We start from the raw sequence: 19201 nt of genomic DNA, 5'->3' as shown, positions 1-19201 counted from the left end.
GGTGTTTAAACACGACTATGAAAACACAATTTTATATCCTGCTGAGCCTGAAAACGCCGCAGGGATTTACAGATTACGGGCAGTACTTTTTCGGCAATGACCGGGAGGCGGCCTATAGCTTGTTCGGGCAGCTGAAAGGGGCTGAACAGCTCAGGGACGGCTGCCTGCTGCATATTGACCTAATGGAAACGGTAAATGACTTACCGGTAAAGATCAAGACGATCTGCTGCACGCTGGACGAGCTTGGCCACAATTGCAAGCTGATCGCCAGGGAGATCTTCCGGTTAAAAAACCTGGAGGAAATGGCATGAAGTACAAAATTATTCCGGAGCCGCTGGCTGCGGCGCTTGCCTTACTGACACTGCTGTTGTGGGCAGGAATGCAATGGCTATCTCACCGGCAACTGCCCGCCGGGCTGAAAGACCTGCTGGGTATCAGTTTCATCATTTGGTTCGCTATGATCCTGCTCCGCGGGGATAGTGACGATGATTGGGCGGGACAAATGTAAGGTAGATATATCAGGAGGCGGAGCATCACCCCGCCTCTTTTATTTATTTCAGCTTTTGATCGATAGCCTGGATCTCCATAAGGTGATGCTTCAGCACCGGCAGCATTTGCTGTGCAAACGCTTTGACGGCCGGGTCCTTGCCCGTGGTCGCATAATTCTCAAAAATCTCCACCGTATTCCGATGCCCGCTGACCATACCATGCACATACAGCTGATCAAATTTTGCGCCGGCATGTGCCAGCATCAGGTCGGGCTTGATGCCCCCGGTCGCTGCTGCCGGCAAAGCAATGCCGCGGCTTTTGGCTAAAGCCAATAATTTTTGCTCCGCATCGCCGTGATCTTTGACCATCATCTGGCCGAACATTTTGACATCAGGATTCATCGCTTTCTGTACCGCCAACTGACCTGAACTGACTTCCTGCAAATTCTTGATACTGGCCACGATCAGAAAATGTTTGGCCGTAGTATCCGGGTCCGGCTGCGGGATCTGGGCTTCGGCAACCATACCAAAAGCCAATAAAACAAATACGAATAACTTTCTCATGGCTGACCCACACCTCCCGATGAACCATAAACCTGGCCGCTGGCAAAACTGGCATCGGCTGCCGCTAACTGTACATAGATTGACGCCAGCTCCGCCGGCTGCCCCGGCCTGCCCAGCATTGTCCAGCTACCGAACATCTGTTGTTTCTCCGGCTGCGCACCGCCGCTGATCTGCAAAGCCGTCCATACCGGCCCCGGTGCGACGCCGTTTACCCTGATACCTTTCGGTCCCAATTGCTTGGCCAGCGATTTCACATAGTTCATCGTAGCAGCTTTTGTTTGCGCGTAAGCATATAAATCCGGTGAGGGGTCATAAGCCTGCTCCGAGGTCGTGCCGATAATGGCCGAACCCGGCGGCAAATGCGGCAGCGCTTCGCGGATGATCCAGAAAGGCGCGTATATATTGGTCTTCATCGTCGAATCAAATTCCTCCGTGGTTACATCCACAATGGAATTGATCGACTGCTGCCTTCCGGCATTATTGACAATAATGTCCAACCCCCCTAAACCGGCAATCGCTTTTTGCACCAACGATTTACAAAATTCCTCGCTGCGCAGATCGCCGGGAATGGCAATGGCTTTGCGTCCTTCTTTTCTGATCAGGGCGATGACTTCCTGCGCATCGGGTTCTTCGGTCGGGTAATAGTTGATCGCCACGTCTGCGCCCTCGCGGGCATAAGCGATAGCTGCCGCACGCCCCATGCCTGAATCACCGCCAGTGATCAATGCCTTGCGGCCCATCAGACGGCCAGAGCCCTTGTAGCTGGTTTCCCCGCAATCGGGTATGGGGTCCATTTTGCTCTGCAAACCCGGCCAGGGCTGTGGCTGGCTTTTAAATGGGGGTTTGGGATGGATTTTGGTGGGATCACTGATCTTGACCGGTCCATCGGCGGGTTTCAGCTTAAGCGCGGTGCCGCCAAATGCAGGCGCTACTGCGACGGCGGCAAGCGTAGTGCCCAGCCCGGCAACCGCCTGCCGCCGGGTCATTTTGTGTTCGTCTTTCATAGGATGGTTAGGTTAAGATTTTTTCTTCGGGGCTTTATCACCTTCTTTGCGCGCTTCGGACAAGCCGATGGCGATCGCTTGCTTTCTTGAGGTTACTTTTTTACCGCTTCCGCTTTTCAGCGTACCTTCTTTTTCTTCGTGTAAAGCCTTATGAACCTTGTCATGTGTCTTTGCTGAATTCTTTGCCATAGTCGATTATATTTTAAATTGTTAATTATTCATAGTACAAAAAGATCTCGTTGCCGATCACGTCTACCAGTTCCTGTTCCAACCTGTCCATTTTCCAGCCACTTTTGGCGCAGCGAATGATCCCGAGGTCTTCATCATTCAAAGAGATATCCGCCTCAAAACAGACACCCTCTGAACAGGTTTCTGAGATTGGTACCGCCTCGCCCCGGTATTCCTTACCCTCATATTCAAATTGCAGGTGGATGGGGTCTTTTTCCAAACTGTCTGCCAGTTCACGCAAGTAGCCGATCAGGTGCTTGCGTTGCGTCGGTGCGGTCGCGCTCCATTTCTCCTTATCCGCGCGTTTGTGCGCCAACTTGAATTTCAGGCCGCTCATTTCGGTCGAATAGTCATTCGCGTTCAGTTTTTTAACGTGCTGATGCGCCAGGATATACCATTGGTATTCCGTACCGACAGGTACCCCGGAGTTTTCCGGCGCATGGCCTTTGCGGCGTTTGGTCACCGCGTAGGATATCTCCCAGAGTTCAGGGGTGATTTTGGTTTCCTTCCAGTCGCCGGCATCGTAGTCCCAGTGGTGGCTGCGGCCGATCTGCATGCCGGTATATTGCTGCCCGCCGAATTTTTTATAACGGTTATAGCTGGCGGACATATCCTTTTTTTTCCTCGCCGTCTTTGTTTTCGTTTCCATTATTTCCAAATTTTAAAGAGCCCCTTATCTCGTCCGTATACCGGATCATTTGCCGGGACCGGGACTTTTTTGATATTCTCATCAGTAGCCGGCCTTTCGCCGGGCCTACCGTAATTCATGTCATAGTCCCGCCCGCCGAAATACGCGCCTACTACGCTGACTCCGCTTTCGTCTCCCAGATTTTTATGAGCCACACCCGCCGGTATGACCAGTACGTCGGCTTTTTCGATGAATACTTTTTGCCCATTCGGACCACCGAGCTGCAGCGTGGTCTGACCTTTGTAAACCCCGAGCACTTCATGGGTGACGCTATGGTAATGATGATATTCAAAGATGCCAGCATCCCAGCTGTTCGACCAACCGTTTTTCTCGAACTGGTTTTTTACATGGGCAGCTTTGAAAAGTACCGGAATATCCAATACATCCTTATACAGCAGCGCGGGAAATCGGCTGTTCGGGAAGGTGCCGTCATCCTGCACTTTGATCTGTTCAATACCTACAGTTTTTGCTTCCATAGTTATCCGGAAATTCCGCCTCATTATTCGTGTTCGACGGGTTTTTGCTGTTCATAAAGGTTATGCGCCACAGCACTGTCCGGCATCAGGTTAGCGGCATTCACTTCCAGTTTATTCTTAAAGCCCGCGATCACCCGGTCATCCCCGGCCATCAGCGCTTCATAACCCGCTTTGGCCACATCCGCCGGATCAGCCATGGCTTCTTTATCCTGCACCACTTTGCTTTCATTCATCCCGGCTTTGTTAAAGAAATCGGTATCGGTCACGCCCGGCATTAAGGCGGTCAAGGTAACGCCGGAATCTTTAACTTCTTCGCGCACCGCGGTAGTAAAGGATAAGACGAAGGCCTTGGTCGCATGATAGACCGCCTGCCATGGACCGGGCAATTTGCCCGCTACCGAGCCGAGGTTCAGGATGCGTCCTTGACCGCGGCTGACCATTTGCTGCACGAAATATTTGGTCAGGATCACCGTCGCGCAGATGTTCAGGTGGACAATGTCCAGTTCGCGTTCAATATCGTTGTCCTTGAAAAGGCCGTAAACGCCCTGGCCTGCATCATTGACCAGTACATCGATCTTCCGGTCGCCGATCTCCTGGCAAAGTGCGAAAGCTTCATCTATATTGGAAAGGTCTTTGGCAATGGTTTCTACATTAATACCTGATGAACCGAGTTCTGCCGCAGTGCTTTCCAGTTCCTGTTGATCGCGCGCCACGATAATAAGGTTATAGTTGTCCTGTGCGAACAGTTTCGCCAGTTCTTTGCCGATCCCGCTGGTGCCGCCGGTGATCAGTACTGTTTTCTGTTGATTTTCCATAGGATTTGATTTTATGGGTTTTAGCTAAATATTTATCCGTTCACCACTTCCCCGCCGTTGACATGAATGACCTGCCCGGTAATGAACGAGGCGTCATCGGAGGCTAGAAATACGTAAGCCGGCCCCAGCTCCGAGGGTTGGCCAGCGCGTTTCATGGCCGTTTCGCTGCCGAATGATTTGATCTTCTCCTCATCGAAGGTCGAAACGATCAACGGCGTCCAAACCGGGCCGGGGGCAACCGCATTGACCCGTATTTGCTTATCGACCAGGTTAGTGGCCAGTGACCGCGTAAATGTAGTGATGGCACCTTTGGTCGATGAATAGTCGATCAGCGAAGGAGAGGAACGATAGGCAGTAACCGAGGTCGTATTGATAATGCAATCACCGGCACCCATGTGTTCGACAGCTGCTTCAGCAAAATAGAAATAGGCGTAGATATTCGTTTTAAAGGTGATGTCCAGTTGTTCTTCAGTGATGTTTTTTACATCTTTTTCGGGGAACTGCATGCCGGCATTATTAACCAGTATGTTGAGTTTGCCATAGGTTTTCACGGTTTGCTCCACTGCGTTTTTGCAAAAATCCGCATCCTTGACATCACCTTTTATGAGGAGGCATTTTCTTCCGGCTGCTTCAACCAGGTCGCTTGTTGCTTTGGCATCTGCATCCTCATTCAGGTAAACAATGACGATATCTGCACCCTCTTCCGCAAAATGTACACTGACCGCCCTGCCGATCCCACTATCGCCGCCGGTGATCAGCGCGACTTTGTCCAGCAACTTGCCTGCAGGTTTATAGTTATCTTTGATGTATTCCGGGGCCGGGTTCATTTTAGCCTCGATGCCTGGCTGCCGGTTTTGTTTTTTCGGAGTTTTTTCCTTTGTGATCATAACGTTTTTCCTTCAAATTTTTCTTCAATATCCTGCCAGTAAGGCAGATCTACGATCTCCATGAACTGGTGCATATCCACGCCCTGAGATGGCCCCATCGGTTTGCCTTCTTTTAAATGGTGGAGCGCCTTGCCAATAGTTTTTGTCACCTGGAAGATCACGGTAGTCGGGTATAGGATCATGCTATAGCCCATGTCACCCAAGTCCTTTGGCGAACACCAAGGTGTCTTGCCGCCATTTTCCAAGATACTGGTCGCCAGCGGAACGTCGTTTAATGCTTTCCCGATCTTTTCCAGGTCTTCCAGGGTCTTTGGCCCTTCCAGGTACACGCCGTCGGCACCGGCATCCAGGTAAGCTTTGGCGCGCACAATAGCGTTGTCGATCCCTTCCGGGTCAATGGCGTCGGTGCGCGCCAGAATAAAAAAATCGTGGCCGTCACGGGCGGAAACCGCGGCCCTGATCTTTTGCAGCATAACTTGTTCGTCGACCACTTTTTTGTCGTCCATATGCCCGCATTTCTTCGGCGGCTGCTGGTCTTCCATAAACATGGCTGAAGCCCCCAGGCGGATGTATTCCTGTACAGTACGGGTTACATTCTTTACATCGCCGTACCCGTCATCAATGTCTACCAGTACGGGCAAGGGCGAGGCCTGCATGATCCATTCTGCTGAGAATTTTTTTTCGCCGAATTTTTCAAGGTCTATATCCGGAATGGCATGTGTGGCACCTGAAAGAGCGTACCCGCCGATCTGGTAAGCATCGAATCCGGCAAGCTCGATCAGGCGCGCTGTGAGCGCGTCATGTGCCACCGGCAATTTTACTGGCCCCGCCGCCGCCTTCAGCATCGCCTTCCAGCTTTTCCGTTTGGTGAGGGTGTGTTTCATGGTTATGCATGCGGATCAAGGACCACCTTGACGCAGTCTTCTTCCTTTTCGTCAAATATTTTGTAAGCATGTTCCACCTGCGTCAACGGTAGTCGGTGAGTGATGATATCATCCAGTTTCACTTTGTCCTGCTTCACCAGATCGATCAGGTGATCGACATAGTTCAGTACCGGCGCCTGGCCCATTTTCAGGGTGATACCCTTATCAAAAAGGCGATGAAGCGGAAAATTATCATAAGGTGAGCCGTAAACGCCCATGATAGATACCGTGCCCATACGGCGTACCGCTTTAAAAGCCATTTCCAGCACCTTGATGCTCCCTTTCTCCAAATTGACCGTGGCCTTCAGCTTATCGAAGAAATTGCGTTCCGGCTCAAAGCCTACGGCATCGACGCAGACATCAGCGCCGCGGCCATTGGTCATGCCGCGAATCGCCTCCACCACATCCACTTCATGCGGGTTCAGCGTATCCACCTGATTCACCGCTTTGGCTTTTTCCAAGCGGTAGTTGAGCGGATCGATCGCGATCACACGTCCAGCGCCGTTCAGCCAGGCGGCTTTCTGCGCCATCAGGCCAACCGGACCCGAACCAAAAATAGCCACCACTTCACCACCTTTTAGCTGCGCCCAGTCGATGGCCGACCAGCCTGTGGGAAAGATATCGGTAAGGAACAGTACCTGCTCATCCGTTAAATTGTCCGGCACAATACGCGGGCTGATGTCCGCGTAGGGAACCCGCACATATTGCGCCTGCCCCCCGGAATAGCCGCCGTAGAGATCGGTATAGCCGAACAGCGCTGCGCCTTTCTGGTCCATCAGGTCGCCGTCCGGGCCATAGGTTTTGTAATTGGAATTTTCGCAGGCAGGTGAAGCACCATGCTGACAGAAGAAACAATGCCCGCAGGCGATGGGAAAGGGTACCACCACGCGGTCGCCGCGTTTCAGGTTCTTTACTTCTTTGCCCACTTCTTCGACCACGCCCATGAACTCATGGCCCATGATCATCGGTTCTTTTTGCGGCACCGCGCCGCTCAGAATGTGCAGGTCCGAACCGCAAATGGCCGTCGAAGTGACCTTTAAAATAACATCGGTGGCCAGTTCGATCTTCGGATCTTCAACGTTATCGCAGGTGATCTGGCCGGGTTTGTGAAATACTGCTGCTTTCATAGGTTTTCGTTTGCTGTAAAAAATCAACAAAAAGACCCCGATTATGGTTTAAAGAAATTTTAAAAAGCTAATAGTTAATATTTGTTAATTATTTATAGAATTTTAAAACCTGCGGAGATAAAACAAGGTTATATCAGACGTGATGAAAAAAGCAATCGAAACAGCCGCTATTACCCGTGACGGACAAATGGTATCCCCCTGGCAAACCAGCATAACCTCTGTTACTGCCCGGCAATCCGGGGCTCAAAAAGTGTATGACTGCCTCGTCGTAGGCGCCGGGATCACCGGGCTGACCGCAGCGCTGACTTTGCAGCAAGCGGGTAAAAACGTCGTCATAGCAGAGGCGCAGCAAGCCGGCTTTGGTACGACCGGGGGTACGAGCGCCCATATTAACACTTTCGCGGATACGACCTATGCCGAGGCCGAAAGCGCCTTTGGTGAAGACGGTGCGCAATTGTTCGCCCAGGCGATACGCGAAGGTTACGACCTGATCGTGGCCTGGCAAAAGGATTGCGACTTTGAAGTTAAGCCGGGCTATTTATATGCGGAAACCGACGAGGAGGTTAAACTGCTGGACGAGATCTACCAGGGAGCCGCGAAAGCGGGTGTGGCAGTAGCATATGCCGATAAAGTACCGACCCCGGTGCCCTTTAAAAAGGCCCTGCTTTGGCCGGGCCAGGCGCAGTTCCATCCGCTGAAATATCTGCAAAATTTACAGAAAAACTTTTTAGCTGGCGGCGGCCTTATCCTGGAAAATACACGGATCGAAAGCGCGGAAAGTAAAGACGGTCTGCATATGGCAAACGGCATTCAGGCGAGAGCCGTGATCTACGCTACCCATACACCGCCGAATATCAATCTGTTCAATTTTGAATGCGCGCCTTACCGAAGTTATGTGCTGGCGGTCAAGCTTAAAAACGGGAAATACCCTGATGCGCTGATCTATGATTCGCAAGAGCCTTACCATTATGTGCGTACGCACGTGATCGGCGGTGAAGAGCTTTTGCTCGTCGGCGGCCTCGATCATAAGACCGGGCATGAAGACGCGGAAAAGGCCTTTGCCGGACTGGAGAAATACGTTCGCGCCTATTATAACGTTTCGTCGGTCAAATACCGCTGGTCTTCGCAATATTACGTGCCGGTCGACGGCTTGCCCTATATCGGCCAAATGCCGCTGGCGGCCAAAGGGATTTATTGTGCTACCGGTTATAACGGTAACGGGATGATGCTCGGCACGGTCGCGGGTAAGATTCTTGCCGACTTGATCTTAGGGAAAGCAAACAGGTACGAAAAATTATTCAGCCCTTCACGGATCAAACCGATAGACAGCTTCAGCGAGTTTGTGAAAGAGAATGCGGATGTGGCTTATCACTTTATAGCCGACAGGATCAATGTTCATGAAACGGATTCACTCAAAAGATTACAGCCAGGTACCGGCAAGCTGGTCGAGGTGGATGGCAAAAAGGTCGCGGCCTACCGCGATGACACAGGAGAGATCCATGCGCTCAGCCCGGTGTGTACGCATGCGGCCTGTATCATTAACTGGAACGGTGCCGAAAAGACCTGGGATTGCCCCTGCCATGGTGCACGCTATGACATAAATGGTAAAGTGTTAACGGGGCCAGCAACACGTGATCTGACCATTATTGACACCCATGAAAACTAAGGATCTATTGATCACGGGCATTACGGGTACCACGTTCATGACGTTGTTCAGTTACCTGGTATCGCTGGCTGATGGCGAAAACTTCAGCGAACCCGAACGGCTCGGCCAGCTGGCTAACCGGCTGGTTCCTAAGCTCAAAAAAAAGGAAAGTCAGGCATTGGGTTGGCTGGGACACTATGCGGTCGGTTTGCTATTTGCTATGGTATACATCACCTTATGGCAAAGAGGCCGGATCAAGCCTGACTGGAAAACTGCGCTCTGGCTGGGCAGCATCAGCGGATTGCTGGCCGTGGCGATCTGGAGGGCTACATTCAAGGCTCACCCGCTGCCTCCATCCCTTCGTTTTGATAAATACTATCTTCAGCTTGTTCCGGCACATATCGTATTTGCTTTGTTTGCCACAATAGGACACCAGATCATGAAAAAATGATGACAGATATCGCTCACCGCTTTCCGGAAAATCCGCTGCTGATGCCTAAAGATCTGAAACCAAGCGGTCAAGGTTTGCAGATCATCAGCCTGCTTAACCCGGGCGTGTTTCGCTTTGAGGGCAAGACCTGGCTGCTGGTGCGGGTTGCAGAGGGCGTAGCGCAAAAAGAAGGGGTCATCTTTTTCCCCGCGCTGAACGCTACCGGGAACACCGAGATCATCGAGGTGCCGCTGAACGACCCCAACCTGATCGCCACCGATGCGCGGGTGATCAGTTATAAAGGCCTGGATTACTTGACCACCGTTTCACATTTACGCTTATTGCGCAGCGACGACGGCATCCATTTTTCGGAGCCCGAGGCAAAAGCCTCGCTATTCGGCCAGGGCTATCTCGAACGTTTCGGTATCGAGGATTGCCGGGTTACACAGATCGATGATACGTATTACCTGACCTATACCGCTGTGTCCGACAGCGGCGTTGGCGTAGGTTTGAAAATAACCAAAGACTGGCAGCATTTCCAATCCGGCGGTATGATCCTGCCACCCCATAATAAAGACTGCGCCATTTTCGAAGAAAAGATACAAGATAATTATTATTGCCTCCACCGCCCGAGCAGTAAGGAGATCGGCGGCAATTATATCTGGCTGGCTGAATCTTCTGATACCCGCCAGTGGGGAAACCACCAGTGTATCATCAAAACCCGTTCCGGCATGTGGGACAGCGCCCGTGTGGGCGCCGGCGCCGCACCGATCCGCACCGAACAAGGCTGGCTGGAAATTTATCATGGGGCCAACGCCGAGCACCAATACTGCCTCGGCGCTTTCCTGATGGACCTGAACGATCCGTCAAAAGTAATTGGTCGCACGAAAGATCCGATCATGGTGCCGACCAAGGCCTATGAACTCAGCGGTTTCTTCGGGTATGTAGTTTTTACTAACGGACATATCGTGGATGGTGATCAGCTCACCATTTATTATGGGGCGGCGGATGAATTCGTCTGCGGCGCGCGTTTTTCGATCCAGGAAATTTTGTCCAAACTAACTTACGATCAATGAACAAGCTAGAAAAATTACAGGGAAAAACCATCGTTATTACCGGCGCATCCAGCGGCGCAGGAAGGGCTGCGGCCCTGGAATTTGCGAAATATCACACGAACTTGGTGTTGGCCGCCAGAAATGTGGCAGCACTGGAAGAGGTCAAGTCTGAATGCGAAGCAATAGGCGCACAGGCTCTTATCGTACCGACCGATACCAGCGACAGCAAAGCGATGATCGCATTAGCCAATGCTGCCAATGACTGGCACGGAAAAATCGATGTCTGGGTAAATAATGCCGGGGTCCTTGCCGCGGGTGATTTCGATAAAACGCCGATGGCCGTACACGAGCAGGTGATAAAAACGAACCTCCTGGGGTATATGAACGGGGCGCACGCCGTGCTGCCGATATTAAAAGCGCAGGGTTATGGCACGATCATTAATAATATCTCTATCGGTGGCTTTCTGCCGGTGCCTTACGGCGCAGGATATACCGCTGCCAAATTCGGCTTACGCGGCTGGTCGGAAGCCTTGAAAGGCGAGTTATCGGAATGGCCATATATTTATGTCTGCGACCTGTTCCCCGCATTTTTGGATACTCCCGGCATTCAGCATGCCGGCAATCATACCGGCAAGGTATTAAAGCCTGCGCCCCCGGTTTATGACCCGTTCCGGCTGGCAAAAACGATGGTGAAAGTGGCGGCTGATCCCAGTGCGAATACTTATGTCGGCAGTGCCTCTTTGTTATTGAAAATAGGGCATGCGTTCCTACCGGAATTCATGACCAAAATGACGGGATTGGTCATGCGCAGGTACCTGAAGTCGGCTGACCCGATAGCACTCAGCGACGGCAATGTATTTACAACCCTAGATTACGGCATGAGCACCCATGGTGGTTTCGGATTGCCGGGCAAACCCAAAGCGCACCGGAAATATATCGCAGGCGTTTTGGTCGCCGGGATGGCACTGGGCTTTTATCTGGTCAGCAAAAAGAAATGATCGTCAACTATACCGAAAGCGGCTGGGAAATAATTACGCAGCGGGCGCACGGCCTGCTGGCCGCGCAGATCGCCCAGCAATGGAAACATAGCTCCAGGACCAAACGCTGGACGGAACTGCTTATGGCCATCGCTGAACATGACGATGCGCAGATCGAGCTGGAACGCGATAACCTGCTTACCCCGCAGGGCGGCCCGGTGGACTTTAAAATGAAAGTCTTTGAACAGCGGCACTGCACCCAAACGATGGATTTCGCTTTATCTAAAAGCCGTTATATTGCTTTGCTTTGTTCCCTGCATCTGGATTTCGTTTACGGCGCGGAGTGCTTGCATCATGCGCAAGGCCGTGAATTCCTGCAGGAACAAAAAAAGCTACAGAAACGCTGGCAAAAGGAGCTGGGTATGAGTCTGGCTGAAGCGCAAAGGGATTATCGCTTATTGGAATGGTGTGATGCTTTATCCCTGCTGCTTTGCCAGCGTGAGAACCAGCCCGAAGCGCGCGCGGTTGAGATCAGCAAGGGACCGGATAGGAGGAATCACCAGCTTATTGAATTTGCTGATCAAACGCTGACGGTAAGGCCCTGGCCTTTCGAACGTTCCGGTTTTACGCTCAACTTTGAAACGCGGCTCATCCCGCAATTAGCTTTCAAAAATGCGGCGGAGTTCCGGTCGGCATTCCTGGAAGCAGAGGTTACTGAAAAACGCTGGACGTTCAAATGTGACTGATCACCAGGGCCGCCGCCGCAACGATCGTTTGCTTGATGACCTCTTCGCAGTTGCCTTTGAATTCATAGCGTTCTGAAAAAAGATGATCTTTGACGAGAACTGAAACAAACATCGTACCTACGGGCTTTTCAGCAGTTTCGCTTCCCCCGGGCGTCGTCAGTCCGGTCACGGCTACAAAAATGTCAGCCGGCATGAGTTTCCCTAACCGCCGCGCCAGCTCATCGGTCACTTCCTGAGATTCGGGCGTAAATTTTTCGATCAGATCGTGGGGTACGCCCAGCAGGCTTTTTTTCAGATCAGCATTATAACAGGTGATGCCGCCCTCCAGTACCTGCCCCGATTGTTCTGTCAAAGCAAATTCCGAACAGAGCCAGCCTGCAGTAGCGCTCTCCACGAACGCAATTCTCAATTTCCTTTCCGCCAGCAGTTTGGCGCAATCTGCGATCTTTTGTTCTATGATAAAAAATCGTAAAAAGGAAAGCCGCCCCTGTAGGAGGCGGCGATCAAACTATACACTTTAAACTCTATTTCAAGCTTGCCTGGATCTTGGTGATCTCGTCCAAATGATGCTGCACCACCGGCGCGGTCTTGGCTGCAAATCCTTTAAGATCAACGTCTTTACCACCGCGGGCTTCACTTTGCATTAATGCTAAGGTCTTTTTATGGCCTTCCACCATAACAGCGACATAAGCCTTATCAAAAGCTGCGCCGCTCAACTTACTCAAGCTATCGCTTTTGGCCTGGTGCTCGGCATCCATTCCGGCAGGCAGCGTGATATTTTTCTTTTGCGCGATCCCTTTCAGTTCATCATTCGCTTTACCGTGGTCCATCACCATCATATTGCCGAAATCCTTTACTTCCTTGCTGGCGCCTTTGGCCGCGGCCATTTTGCCGAGTGCAACCTCAGCCATACCGCCAACGGCCGCCTTATTGGCGAAAGCCGTGTCTGACATTGCTGATGCTGTGTCAGCCGAGGCCACGGTTGTTATTGAAGTACTGTCTTTTTTCACAGTGCTGGTGTCTCCTGATGAACCGGTTTTGCTGCCGGAACAAGCCTGTAAATGGCTAACGGCAATTACGGGTACTAAAAGTAAAATGGTCTTTTTCATAGGTTTTCTTGTTTTCAGTGAAAACATCATTTTATGCAAATAGTTTTAGAAGAACGGCCTTACGGCCGTCCTCTTGCGGTCTATTATTATTTTCCGTTATAGGTGCTCCATTGCGCGACACCGTCGGGTTCTGCATTTTTAACCTCCGCACTTTTTTCGGCACTCATTTGCTTGTCCATTTTATCTTTGGTCTTCACCTCCTTAGTGAAGTCATCCGGAAGCTTGGTCTGACCCTCGGTTTCCTTCGCCTGCCCGATAGGGTCTTCGACATAGACAAAGTCCTTACCCATGCCTTTGATCTCACCCTCGTTCCATGGGCCGCGTACGGTACCAGCTGACATATTATAGGCGTTTTGCAGGTAACGCGGGTCGGCGGCCAAAACCGCAGGAGGGAAATTAGGCTGGATACTGTCCAGTGCGGCTTCGAACATTTTATAGTGGGTCACCTCGCGGGTCATCAGGAAGGATAGTGTTTCGTGGATATACGGATCATCGGTAAACTTCATCAGGTGCTCGTAAACCAGTTTCGCCCTGGATTCCGAAGCCAGGTTGCTGCGCAGGTCGACCGTCAGGTCCCCGTTAGAATTAATATAAGAAGCACACCAGGGAATACCCTGGCTATTGCGCGGCGTAACCCCGCCGCCAGTGATGATCCCAAATTGCGGGTTAGCAAAAACGGCCTGATGAATAATATCTTCTTTCGCCGCTTTCCCGTTCATTACCTGCATGATCTCAGAACTATCAGCTGCATTTTTCAGCTCGCCGTTTACGCCTTTGAGCAGCATCTGAATGGTCGCCCCGACGATCTCGAGATGGCTGAACTCTTCGGTGGCGATATCCATCAGCATATCGTATTTGTCGGGATGGGGTACTTTGGCACCGAAAGCCTGCGTGAAATACTGCATGGCCGCGGCCAGTTCGCCGTTTTCCCCGCCGAATTGCTCCAGTAAGAGGTTGGCGAAACGCGGATCGGGACGGGATACCCGGGCATTAAATTGTAGGTCTTTAACGTGGTGAAACATAGTTATAAATTTTTAATGGTGATTAAATAGAGAATCGGCTTCGTGGACAGGATCGCGCTCTTTTTACAACCTCAGGCGCTGAAATATGTTTTTAATTAAAAGATTTAATTAACAGGAAATTTCAAAAACAAAAATTTATGGCTATAGTTATATAACACACTTTACAACCTTGCGCTGATTATGGAAGGACTTTCACCCTGGGCTATAGCCGTACAAAATTTATTTCATGGGCAGGATCTTCCGGCCTTGTTTAAATTTGATTTAGCGGGGTATGCTGCCCATATCTATCATCTCAATAATTCACTTTGGATAAGTGTGACCTGCCCCGGGGGCGCACAGATCGTGTTGCGTCCGGCTTACGTACCTAACGACCACCTGGAAATTACCCGGGTAAGCAAGCATGAACTTGACATTTCGCTTCATCTCAAGGGTTCGATCGGCGATTATACGGTGATGGTGAGCTTTCCGGCACAGGAGAAACCGATCATCCATTACCAAACAATCATCAAACCCCATAAGCCGCTGCTGATCCCTTTTTGGCCGCGGGACATGGTGATCACGGGGCCAGACGGACAAAGCCGGGAAATAGCGGGAAGCATCCTGGTCAGTCAGGTGGGCACGCGCTCAGGCTTGCAGTATATTGCACTGGACCGGCCTCAAAGCGGAGCATTGCTGTATTTCCAAAATTTAACTGCGTTAAACGATTATGCCCGGCTAACGGAAACCTCATTGGGCAATACGGTTGGTGGTAGCTGGCCGGAACTGGGTTTTGCTTTACCGCCGACCTTGAAAAATAAACCGATCCCCGCACACCAGGAAGTGGTGCTGTCTGATGCCTACATTGCTTTTAACCCGGAAAACCCCAAAGATGAACTGGCACAGGCCAGGCAATTTTTGGAGCTGCTGGCGGAAATCTATTTAGTGCTGCCCAAACCGGAAACCCGGTATTATCCCTGGCCGGAGATGGTCGGCAAGGGGCTCCATGACCTGGAATTCAGTCACGGCTGCTGGTCTCATGGCGCGGGACAGGACTACCTGAACGCCTATGTGGCCGATTACCAGACGCCTCCGGAATTGATGGTACAGCTTGCCGTATTGATGCCGCTGACCGATTATTATGACTGGTGCAAGACAGCGCTGCCGGCGATCCAAAAGATCCAGAACGGGCTGGGCGCTTTTTATAACAAAAAACTGAAAACAGTTGTCCGCTTTTTGCCGGCTTTAGCAGATCAGTTGAGCGGTGAGGAGGAGCAGTTGCAACCCAATGTAATGGATTCCTGGTATTTGCATCACCCGCTGCTGAATTTAGGGCGCCTGGCGATACGCGGGGATCGGCAAGGCAAAAAATTGTTTTTAGATTCTTTGGATTATACCATCCGGGTAGCGCGGCATTTTAATTATGAATGGCCTGTATTATATCACCTGGAAACGCTGGCAGCGGTCAAAGCGGAGACCCAGCCGGGCAAGGGCGGTGAAAAGGATGTCGCCGGGCTCTACGCGCTGGTGATGCTCCACGCCTGGCAGCTTACCCAACAGCATAAGTACCTGCTGGAAGCCAAGCGGGCCGCAAAAACGCTGCAAGGTAAAGGGTTCGACCTGTTTTACCAGGCTAATAACACGGCCTTTGGCGCCAATGCGATGTTGTGGCTCTACCAGGAAACCAAAGAACAGCTGTATCTGGACCTCGCCTATGTATGCCTGGCTAACCTGTTGAAGAATATGCAATTATGGGATTGTAATTACGGCTATGCCAAAAATTACCCTACCTTTTTTGCGATGTTCCCTTTGAATGATGCGCCTTACACGGCGGCTTACGAAGAGCAGGAAGTATTTGCAGCGCTTCATAATTTCTTACTGTATGCCGAAAACCAGCCTGTCTTGCCGGCAGTAAACATCCTGGTGCCGGAGTTCCTGCGCTATGTGGTCAACCGCGCGCCTTATTATTATCCGCCCAACCTGCCGAAGGAAATGCTGTCCGAAAAGGTGAAGACCGGGCAGGTAGATCATCAACTATGGATCGCGATCGAGGATATCCATGACGGCTGGGAACAGTCGGGCACGGTGGGGCAGGAAGTTTATGGGGCGGGCGTAGCTTTCGGGATCATCCCCCGGCATTTTTACCGCGTACCCGGTGAGGATTTTTGGATCTTCCTGGATTACCCGACCGCGCATTTTCGCCACAGCAGCGGGCAGCTCAGCTTTAAAGTTAAAGGCGATGGGCGCTTAAACTGCCGCATGCTGATCCTAAAAATAGGTAAAAAAGCCTTGCCATCATTCACCGTAAAAACAACAGCAGGGGAACTCGTCGGCAAAAAAGTAAAAAACGGTCATCGCGAATTCACCGTTCCGGGTCACAGTTCGATTCATATCTATTGGTCATGAAAAAGAAAAAAAGTTTTTTTGAGCGCTTCTCCAACTGGGCCACTGCAGCTACCGGCAGCTCGGCGGCTTTTATCATTGCCGCCGCGACCGTGGTCGTCTGGGCAGTGACCGGACCGCTGTTCCACTATTCGGAAACCTGGCAACTGGTTATTAATACCGGGACGACCATCGTGACTTTTTTGATGGTATTCCTGATCCAAAAATCACAGAACAAAGATTCCAAGGCGATCCACTTGAAATTAAATGAACTGCTGGCCTCGCACGAAGGGACCAGTAACCGGATGGTCAATATCGAGGACCTGACGGAGGCGGAACTTGACCATTTGTATAAATTCTATATCCGGCTGTCGGAACTTGCCGAAAAGGAAAACGATATAACGAAGACGCATTCGATCGATGCCGCGGAAGAAAACCACCATCGCAAAACCGGTAGCCGCCAATCAAAAAACAAATGAAACTCGAAGAACGCCTGAAAAATTTTAATCAAGGCTTGTTGCCCGACAGAGTGCAACTGAAGTATGAGGCGATGGCCGAAAATGCTTTTCGGTTTTTCCGTGGCACCTGCCATTTGTTTTATGAAGACCTGGCAGCTGCCGAACCGCTGCCGTTGTCGCCGCTGGCCTGGATCTGCGGCGACCTCCATATCGAGAACTTCGGGAGTTACAAGGGTGATAACAAACTGGTGTATTTTGACTTGAACGATTTCGACGAAGCGCTGCTCGCGCCGGCCAGTTACGAAACCGTCCGGATGGTGACCAGTATTTTTATCGCGTTTGATAAACTGGGTTTTGAAGAAGAAAAGGCGCTGAAGATGGCGCAACTATTTTTAAAGACCTATTCGGCGACGCTCGCCAAAGGCAAAGCGATCAGCATAGAACCGAGGACAGCCAAGGGCATCGTCTGTGATTTCTTGACCAGAGCCACCAAAAGCACTTATAAAGACCTGCTCAAAAAGCGCACGGTCAGCAAAAAGAAAAGCATTATGCTTTCGCTGGAAGATGAACGGCATTTTAAGCTGGATAGACCACTGCGAAAAGAACTGAAAGCGCATATCCAGGAATGGATACAAACCAGCAGTGACGGCCCCTATAATTATAAAGTGATCGGCTCGGTATTTCGTCTGGCCGGCACGGGCAGCATTGGGGTTAAGCGCTATTTGTTCTTACTGAAAAGCACCAACACGAAAAATCATTATTTACTACTGGATATGAAACAGGCGCGGGCTTCTTCGGTGCAGCCCTATGTACCGGTGCAGCAATTGGCCTGGGATACTGAGGCGGCCAGGGTGATCGGCGTACAACAGCGGATGCAGAACGTGCCCTCGGCTTTATTGAGCACAACCGAATTTCAGGGCGATGCGTTTATTATCCAGGAACTGCAACCGGTGAAGGACAGCATCAAGTTCAAGTTACTGAAAGATTACCGGGACATGTATCAGGTCGTTGATGATATGGCAGCACTCACTGCTTCCGCGCAGTTGCGCAGTGGCGGCATGCAAGGTTCAGGCACCCTGGACGACCTGATGGCCTTCGGGCTTGACCAGGGCTGGCAGAAAGCGGTGATCTCCTATGCGCAGCGGTATGCTATTAAGATCAATCAATATTATAACGAGTTTGTGAAGGATTTTAAAGCCGGTAAGTATGGAGACTAACACGATCACGGTAATGATCGAAAGCCCGAAAGGCTTCGGTCAGAAATTTGACTTTGATGAAAAAGAAAACCGTTTCCGGCTGAATAAGATATTGCCGGCCGGTTTGGTCTTTCCCTATGATTTCGGCATGATCCCGCATACCAAAGGCGAGGACGGCGATCCGCTGGATATCATCGTCCTGGAGGAACGAGGGACCTTCCCGCGTTGCCTGATGGATTGCCGGATCATTGGCGCTTTCCAATGCGAACAGACCGAGCGGGACGGCAAAAGGATGCGCAATGACCGTATTGTCGGCGTCCCTGACGTATCGCAATTGTTTTCCGAGATCAAAGAGTTGGCGGAATTACCGGAGTCCATTTTAAACCAACTGGAACATTTTTTTAAAAATTATAATGAACAGGCCGGCAAGCATTTCCGGGTGATCGCCCGGCTAACTGCCGCACAGGCCCAAAAACTGATTGAAGATGGAACTCTTACTTAATTTATTTGGCGAGGGCGAAAAACTGAACGTGCTGCAAATGAGCAGCCGAGGCGCCCTGATGTTTCTGATCATGCTGGTGCTGATCCGCATTTCGGGCCGCCGGTCATTCGGGATGCGGACGGCGCTGGATAACATTATCGCCGTTTCGCTGGGCGCCATCATGAGCCGGGCCGTGGTCGGCGCCTCTCCCCTTATCCCGGTCGTTGTTTGTTGCCTGGTGATCGTGCTGCTGCACCGCGCCGTAGGTCGGCTGATCGCGGCCAGTAAGAAATTCAGCCGCATGGTGGAAGGCGAAAAGATCTTGCTATTTGAAGACGGTGTGTTCCTAAAAGAGCACATGAAACGGGCTTTGGTCTGCGAAGAAGACCTAATGCAAGGGGTGAGAAAATCGGCTTTGACCGAGGATATGGAAACAATAAAAAAAGTTTACATGGAGCGCAACGGGGAGATCAGCGCGATCCGGAAATAGCCACGCTTTGGAATGCTATTTGCATAGGTTGTGT

Annotated in this window: 24 protein-coding genes; 12 read left to right on the top strand and 12 right to left on the bottom strand. The window is 51.1% G+C overall.

Translation table 11 applies throughout. The features are described 5' to 3' along the window. The first annotated feature begins 17 nt into the window (after positions 1-17). Both HQ865_RS25225 and HQ865_RS25220 read left to right on the top strand, forming a co-directional pair. Positions 18-311: a hypothetical protein gene (locus tag HQ865_RS25225; protein ID WP_173417558.1), complete on the top strand. Its 294-nt coding sequence runs from the start codon at positions 18-20 to the stop codon at positions 309-311. Then, positions 308-508: a hypothetical protein gene (locus HQ865_RS25220; protein WP_173417557.1), complete on the top strand. Its 201-nt coding sequence runs from the start codon at positions 308-310 to the stop codon at positions 506-508. Before HQ865_RS25225 ends, HQ865_RS25220 begins: the two co-directional genes overlap by 4 nt. A gap of 43 nt (positions 509-551) precedes the next feature. Here the strand turns inward: HQ865_RS25220 and HQ865_RS25215 are convergent, their stop codons facing one another. Genes HQ865_RS25215 through HQ865_RS25175 form a run of 9 tightly spaced genes read right to left on the bottom strand, consistent with a single transcriptional unit; the run spans position 552 to position 7200 of the window. Beyond that, a complete protein-coding gene (locus HQ865_RS25215; protein ID WP_173417556.1) occupies positions 552-1052 on the bottom strand; it encodes a DUF4142 domain-containing protein in 501 nt (166 codons plus the stop codon). After that, a complete protein-coding gene (locus HQ865_RS25210; protein ID WP_173417555.1) occupies positions 1049-2056 on the bottom strand; it encodes an SDR family oxidoreductase in 1008 nt (335 codons plus the stop codon). Before HQ865_RS25210 ends, HQ865_RS25215 begins: the two co-directional genes overlap by 4 nt. A 12-nt stretch (positions 2057-2068) precedes the next feature. Then, positions 2069-2245, bottom strand: coding sequence for a DUF6496 domain-containing protein (locus tag HQ865_RS25205; protein WP_173417554.1), 177 nt, complete (start codon positions 2243-2245; stop codon positions 2069-2071). A 25-nt stretch (positions 2246-2270) separates the two neighbouring features. Next, the gene (locus tag HQ865_RS25200; RefSeq protein WP_237073616.1) at positions 2271-2933 is read right to left on the bottom strand and encodes a hypothetical protein; all 663 of its coding nucleotides are present in this window, start codon (positions 2931-2933) and stop codon (positions 2271-2273) included. After that, positions 2933-3448, bottom strand: coding sequence for a cupin (locus tag HQ865_RS25195; protein ID WP_173417553.1), 516 nt, complete (start codon positions 3446-3448; stop codon positions 2933-2935). Before HQ865_RS25195 ends, HQ865_RS25200 begins: the two co-directional genes overlap by 1 nt. Before the next feature lie 23 nt (positions 3449-3471). Then, positions 3472-4263: an SDR family NAD(P)-dependent oxidoreductase gene (locus tag HQ865_RS25190; RefSeq protein WP_173417552.1), complete on the bottom strand. Its 792-nt coding sequence runs from the start codon at positions 4261-4263 to the stop codon at positions 3472-3474. Positions 4264-4295: 32 nt separating this feature from the next. Continuing rightward, positions 4296-5150 (bottom strand): SDR family oxidoreductase, encoded by an 855-nt coding sequence (locus tag HQ865_RS25185; RefSeq protein WP_173417551.1) that lies wholly within the window; start codon positions 5148-5150, stop codon positions 4296-4298. Beyond that, a complete protein-coding gene (locus tag HQ865_RS25180) occupies positions 5147-6034 on the bottom strand; it encodes an isocitrate lyase/PEP mutase family protein (RefSeq protein ID WP_173417550.1) in 888 nt (295 codons plus the stop codon). The genes HQ865_RS25185 and HQ865_RS25180 overlap by 4 nt, the downstream gene beginning before the upstream one ends. Before the next feature lie 2 nt (positions 6035-6036). After that, positions 6037-7200 (bottom strand): zinc-dependent alcohol dehydrogenase, encoded by a 1164-nt coding sequence (locus HQ865_RS25175; protein WP_173417549.1) that lies wholly within the window; start codon positions 7198-7200, stop codon positions 6037-6039. 142 nt (positions 7201-7342) lie between these two features. Between HQ865_RS25175 and HQ865_RS25170 the strand changes: the two genes are divergently transcribed. The 5 genes from HQ865_RS25170 to HQ865_RS25150 are packed head-to-tail and all read left to right on the top strand — an operon-like array spanning position 7343 to position 12053. Beyond that, positions 7343-8866, top strand: a complete 1524-nt coding sequence (locus HQ865_RS25170; RefSeq protein WP_237073614.1) for an FAD-dependent oxidoreductase — start codon at positions 7343-7345, stop codon at positions 8864-8866. Continuing rightward, complete coding sequence (locus tag HQ865_RS25165; protein WP_173417548.1) at positions 8856-9296, top strand: hypothetical protein; 441 nt, start codon at positions 8856-8858, stop codon at positions 9294-9296. Before HQ865_RS25170 ends, HQ865_RS25165 begins: the two co-directional genes overlap by 11 nt. Next, positions 9293-10351, top strand: coding sequence for a glycoside hydrolase family 130 protein (locus tag HQ865_RS25160; protein WP_317170041.1), 1059 nt, complete (start codon positions 9293-9295; stop codon positions 10349-10351). The genes HQ865_RS25165 and HQ865_RS25160 overlap by 4 nt, the downstream gene beginning before the upstream one ends. Then, entirely contained in the window at positions 10348-11328 is a 981-nt protein-coding gene (locus tag HQ865_RS25155) for an SDR family oxidoreductase (RefSeq protein ID WP_173417547.1), read from the top strand. The genes HQ865_RS25160 and HQ865_RS25155 overlap by 4 nt, the downstream gene beginning before the upstream one ends. Next, positions 11325-12053 (top strand): DUF3891 family protein, encoded by a 729-nt coding sequence (locus HQ865_RS25150; RefSeq protein ID WP_173417546.1) that lies wholly within the window; start codon positions 11325-11327, stop codon positions 12051-12053. The genes HQ865_RS25155 and HQ865_RS25150 overlap by 4 nt, the downstream gene beginning before the upstream one ends. On the opposite strand, the gene HQ865_RS25145 is transcribed toward HQ865_RS25150, so the two are convergent. The 3 genes from HQ865_RS25145 to HQ865_RS25135 all read right to left on the bottom strand — a co-directional run bounded on the left by HQ865_RS25145 (position 12040) and on the right by HQ865_RS25135 (position 14184). Continuing rightward, positions 12040-12447: a CinA family protein gene (locus tag HQ865_RS25145; RefSeq protein WP_237073612.1), complete on the bottom strand. Its 408-nt coding sequence runs from the start codon at positions 12445-12447 to the stop codon at positions 12040-12042. The two genes, HQ865_RS25150 and HQ865_RS25145, sit on opposite strands and share 14 nt — an antisense overlap. 130 nt (positions 12448-12577) lie before the next feature. Continuing rightward, a complete protein-coding gene (locus HQ865_RS25140; protein WP_173417545.1) occupies positions 12578-13162 on the bottom strand; it encodes a DUF4142 domain-containing protein in 585 nt (194 codons plus the stop codon). 86 nt (positions 13163-13248) lie between these two features. Beyond that, positions 13249-14184, bottom strand: a complete 936-nt coding sequence (locus tag HQ865_RS25135; protein WP_173417544.1) for a manganese catalase family protein — start codon at positions 14182-14184, stop codon at positions 13249-13251. A 180-nt stretch (positions 14185-14364) separates the two neighbouring features. On the opposite strand from HQ865_RS25135, the gene HQ865_RS25130 reads away from it, so the two are divergent. The 5 genes from HQ865_RS25130 to HQ865_RS25110 are packed head-to-tail and all read left to right on the top strand — an operon-like array spanning position 14365 to position 19167. Continuing rightward, the gene (locus tag HQ865_RS25130; protein ID WP_173417543.1) at positions 14365-16566 is read left to right on the top strand and encodes a glycoside hydrolase family 88 protein; all 2202 of its coding nucleotides are present in this window, start codon (positions 14365-14367) and stop codon (positions 16564-16566) included. Beyond that, positions 16563-17021 carry a low affinity iron permease family protein gene (locus tag HQ865_RS25125; protein ID WP_173417542.1) on the top strand — a complete coding sequence of 153 codons (459 nt, stop codon included), beginning with the start codon at positions 16563-16565 and terminating at the stop codon, positions 17019-17021. Before HQ865_RS25130 ends, HQ865_RS25125 begins: the two co-directional genes overlap by 4 nt. Then, positions 17018-18217: a DUF2252 domain-containing protein gene (locus HQ865_RS25120; protein WP_173417541.1), complete on the top strand. Its 1200-nt coding sequence runs from the start codon at positions 17018-17020 to the stop codon at positions 18215-18217. Before HQ865_RS25125 ends, HQ865_RS25120 begins: the two co-directional genes overlap by 4 nt. Further along, on the top strand, positions 18207-18698 hold the full coding sequence (locus HQ865_RS25115; RefSeq protein ID WP_173417540.1) for an inorganic diphosphatase: 492 nt from the start codon (positions 18207-18209) through the stop codon (positions 18696-18698). Before HQ865_RS25120 ends, HQ865_RS25115 begins: the two co-directional genes overlap by 11 nt. Further along, the gene (locus HQ865_RS25110; protein ID WP_173417539.1) at positions 18682-19167 is read left to right on the top strand and encodes a DUF421 domain-containing protein; all 486 of its coding nucleotides are present in this window, start codon (positions 18682-18684) and stop codon (positions 19165-19167) included. The genes HQ865_RS25115 and HQ865_RS25110 overlap by 17 nt, the downstream gene beginning before the upstream one ends. Positions 19168-19201: the final 34 nt, after the last annotated feature.

The sequence above is a fragment of the Mucilaginibacter mali genome (genome assembly GCF_013283875.1).
GTDB classification, from domain to species: domain Bacteria; phylum Bacteroidota; class Bacteroidia; order Sphingobacteriales; family Sphingobacteriaceae; genus Mucilaginibacter; species Mucilaginibacter mali.
This window is presented reverse-complemented; position numbering and strand designations above follow the sequence as displayed.

Bases quoted from the DNA above. Each gene is read 5' to 3' on its own strand.
- HQ865_RS25225 (WP_173417558.1), top strand. From the start codon at position 18: ATGAAAACACAATTTTATATCCTGCTGAGCCTGAAAACGCCGCAGGGA.
- HQ865_RS25220 (WP_173417557.1), top strand. From the start codon at position 308: ATGAAGTACAAAATTATTCCGGAGCCGCTGGCTGCGGCGCTTGCCTTA.
- HQ865_RS25215 (WP_173417556.1), bottom strand. From the start codon at position 1,052: ATGAGAAAGTTATTCGTATTTGTTTTATTGGCTTTTGGTATGGTTGCC.
- HQ865_RS25210 (WP_173417555.1), bottom strand. From the start codon at position 2,056: ATGAAAGACGAACACAAAATGACCCGGCGGCAGGCGGTTGCCGGGCTG.
- HQ865_RS25205 (WP_173417554.1), bottom strand. From the start codon at position 2,245: ATGGCAAAGAATTCAGCAAAGACACATGACAAGGTTCATAAGGCTTTA.
- HQ865_RS25200 (WP_237073616.1), bottom strand. From the start codon at position 2,933: ATGGAAACGAAAACAAAGACGGCGAGGAAAAAAAAGGATATGTCCGCC.
- HQ865_RS25195 (WP_173417553.1), bottom strand. From the start codon at position 3,448: ATGGAAGCAAAAACTGTAGGTATTGAACAGATCAAAGTGCAGGATGAC.
- HQ865_RS25190 (WP_173417552.1), bottom strand. From the start codon at position 4,263: ATGGAAAATCAACAGAAAACAGTACTGATCACCGGCGGCACCAGCGGG.
- HQ865_RS25185 (WP_173417551.1), bottom strand. From the start codon at position 5,150: ATGATCACAAAGGAAAAAACTCCGAAAAAACAAAACCGGCAGCCAGGC.
- HQ865_RS25180 (WP_173417550.1), bottom strand. From the start codon at position 6,034: ATGAAACACACCCTCACCAAACGGAAAAGCTGGAAGGCGATGCTGAAG.
- HQ865_RS25175 (WP_173417549.1), bottom strand. From the start codon at position 7,200: ATGAAAGCAGCAGTATTTCACAAACCCGGCCAGATCACCTGCGATAAC.
- HQ865_RS25170 (WP_237073614.1), top strand. From the start codon at position 7,343: ATGAAAAAAGCAATCGAAACAGCCGCTATTACCCGTGACGGACAAATG.
- HQ865_RS25165 (WP_173417548.1), top strand. From the start codon at position 8,856: ATGAAAACTAAGGATCTATTGATCACGGGCATTACGGGTACCACGTTC.
- HQ865_RS25160 (WP_317170041.1), top strand. From the start codon at position 9,293: ATGATGACAGATATCGCTCACCGCTTTCCGGAAAATCCGCTGCTGATG.
- HQ865_RS25155 (WP_173417547.1), top strand. From the start codon at position 10,348: ATGAACAAGCTAGAAAAATTACAGGGAAAAACCATCGTTATTACCGGC.
- HQ865_RS25150 (WP_173417546.1), top strand. From the start codon at position 11,325: ATGATCGTCAACTATACCGAAAGCGGCTGGGAAATAATTACGCAGCGG.
- HQ865_RS25140 (WP_173417545.1), bottom strand. From the start codon at position 13,162: ATGAAAAAGACCATTTTACTTTTAGTACCCGTAATTGCCGTTAGCCAT.
- HQ865_RS25135 (WP_173417544.1), bottom strand. From the start codon at position 14,184: ATGTTTCACCACGTTAAAGACCTACAATTTAATGCCCGGGTATCCCGT.
- HQ865_RS25130 (WP_173417543.1), top strand. From the start codon at position 14,365: ATGGAAGGACTTTCACCCTGGGCTATAGCCGTACAAAATTTATTTCAT.
- HQ865_RS25125 (WP_173417542.1), top strand. From the start codon at position 16,563: ATGAAAAAGAAAAAAAGTTTTTTTGAGCGCTTCTCCAACTGGGCCACT.
- HQ865_RS25120 (WP_173417541.1), top strand. From the start codon at position 17,018: ATGAAACTCGAAGAACGCCTGAAAAATTTTAATCAAGGCTTGTTGCCC.
- HQ865_RS25115 (WP_173417540.1), top strand. From the start codon at position 18,207: ATGGAGACTAACACGATCACGGTAATGATCGAAAGCCCGAAAGGCTTC.
- HQ865_RS25110 (WP_173417539.1), top strand. From the start codon at position 18,682: ATGGAACTCTTACTTAATTTATTTGGCGAGGGCGAAAAACTGAACGTG.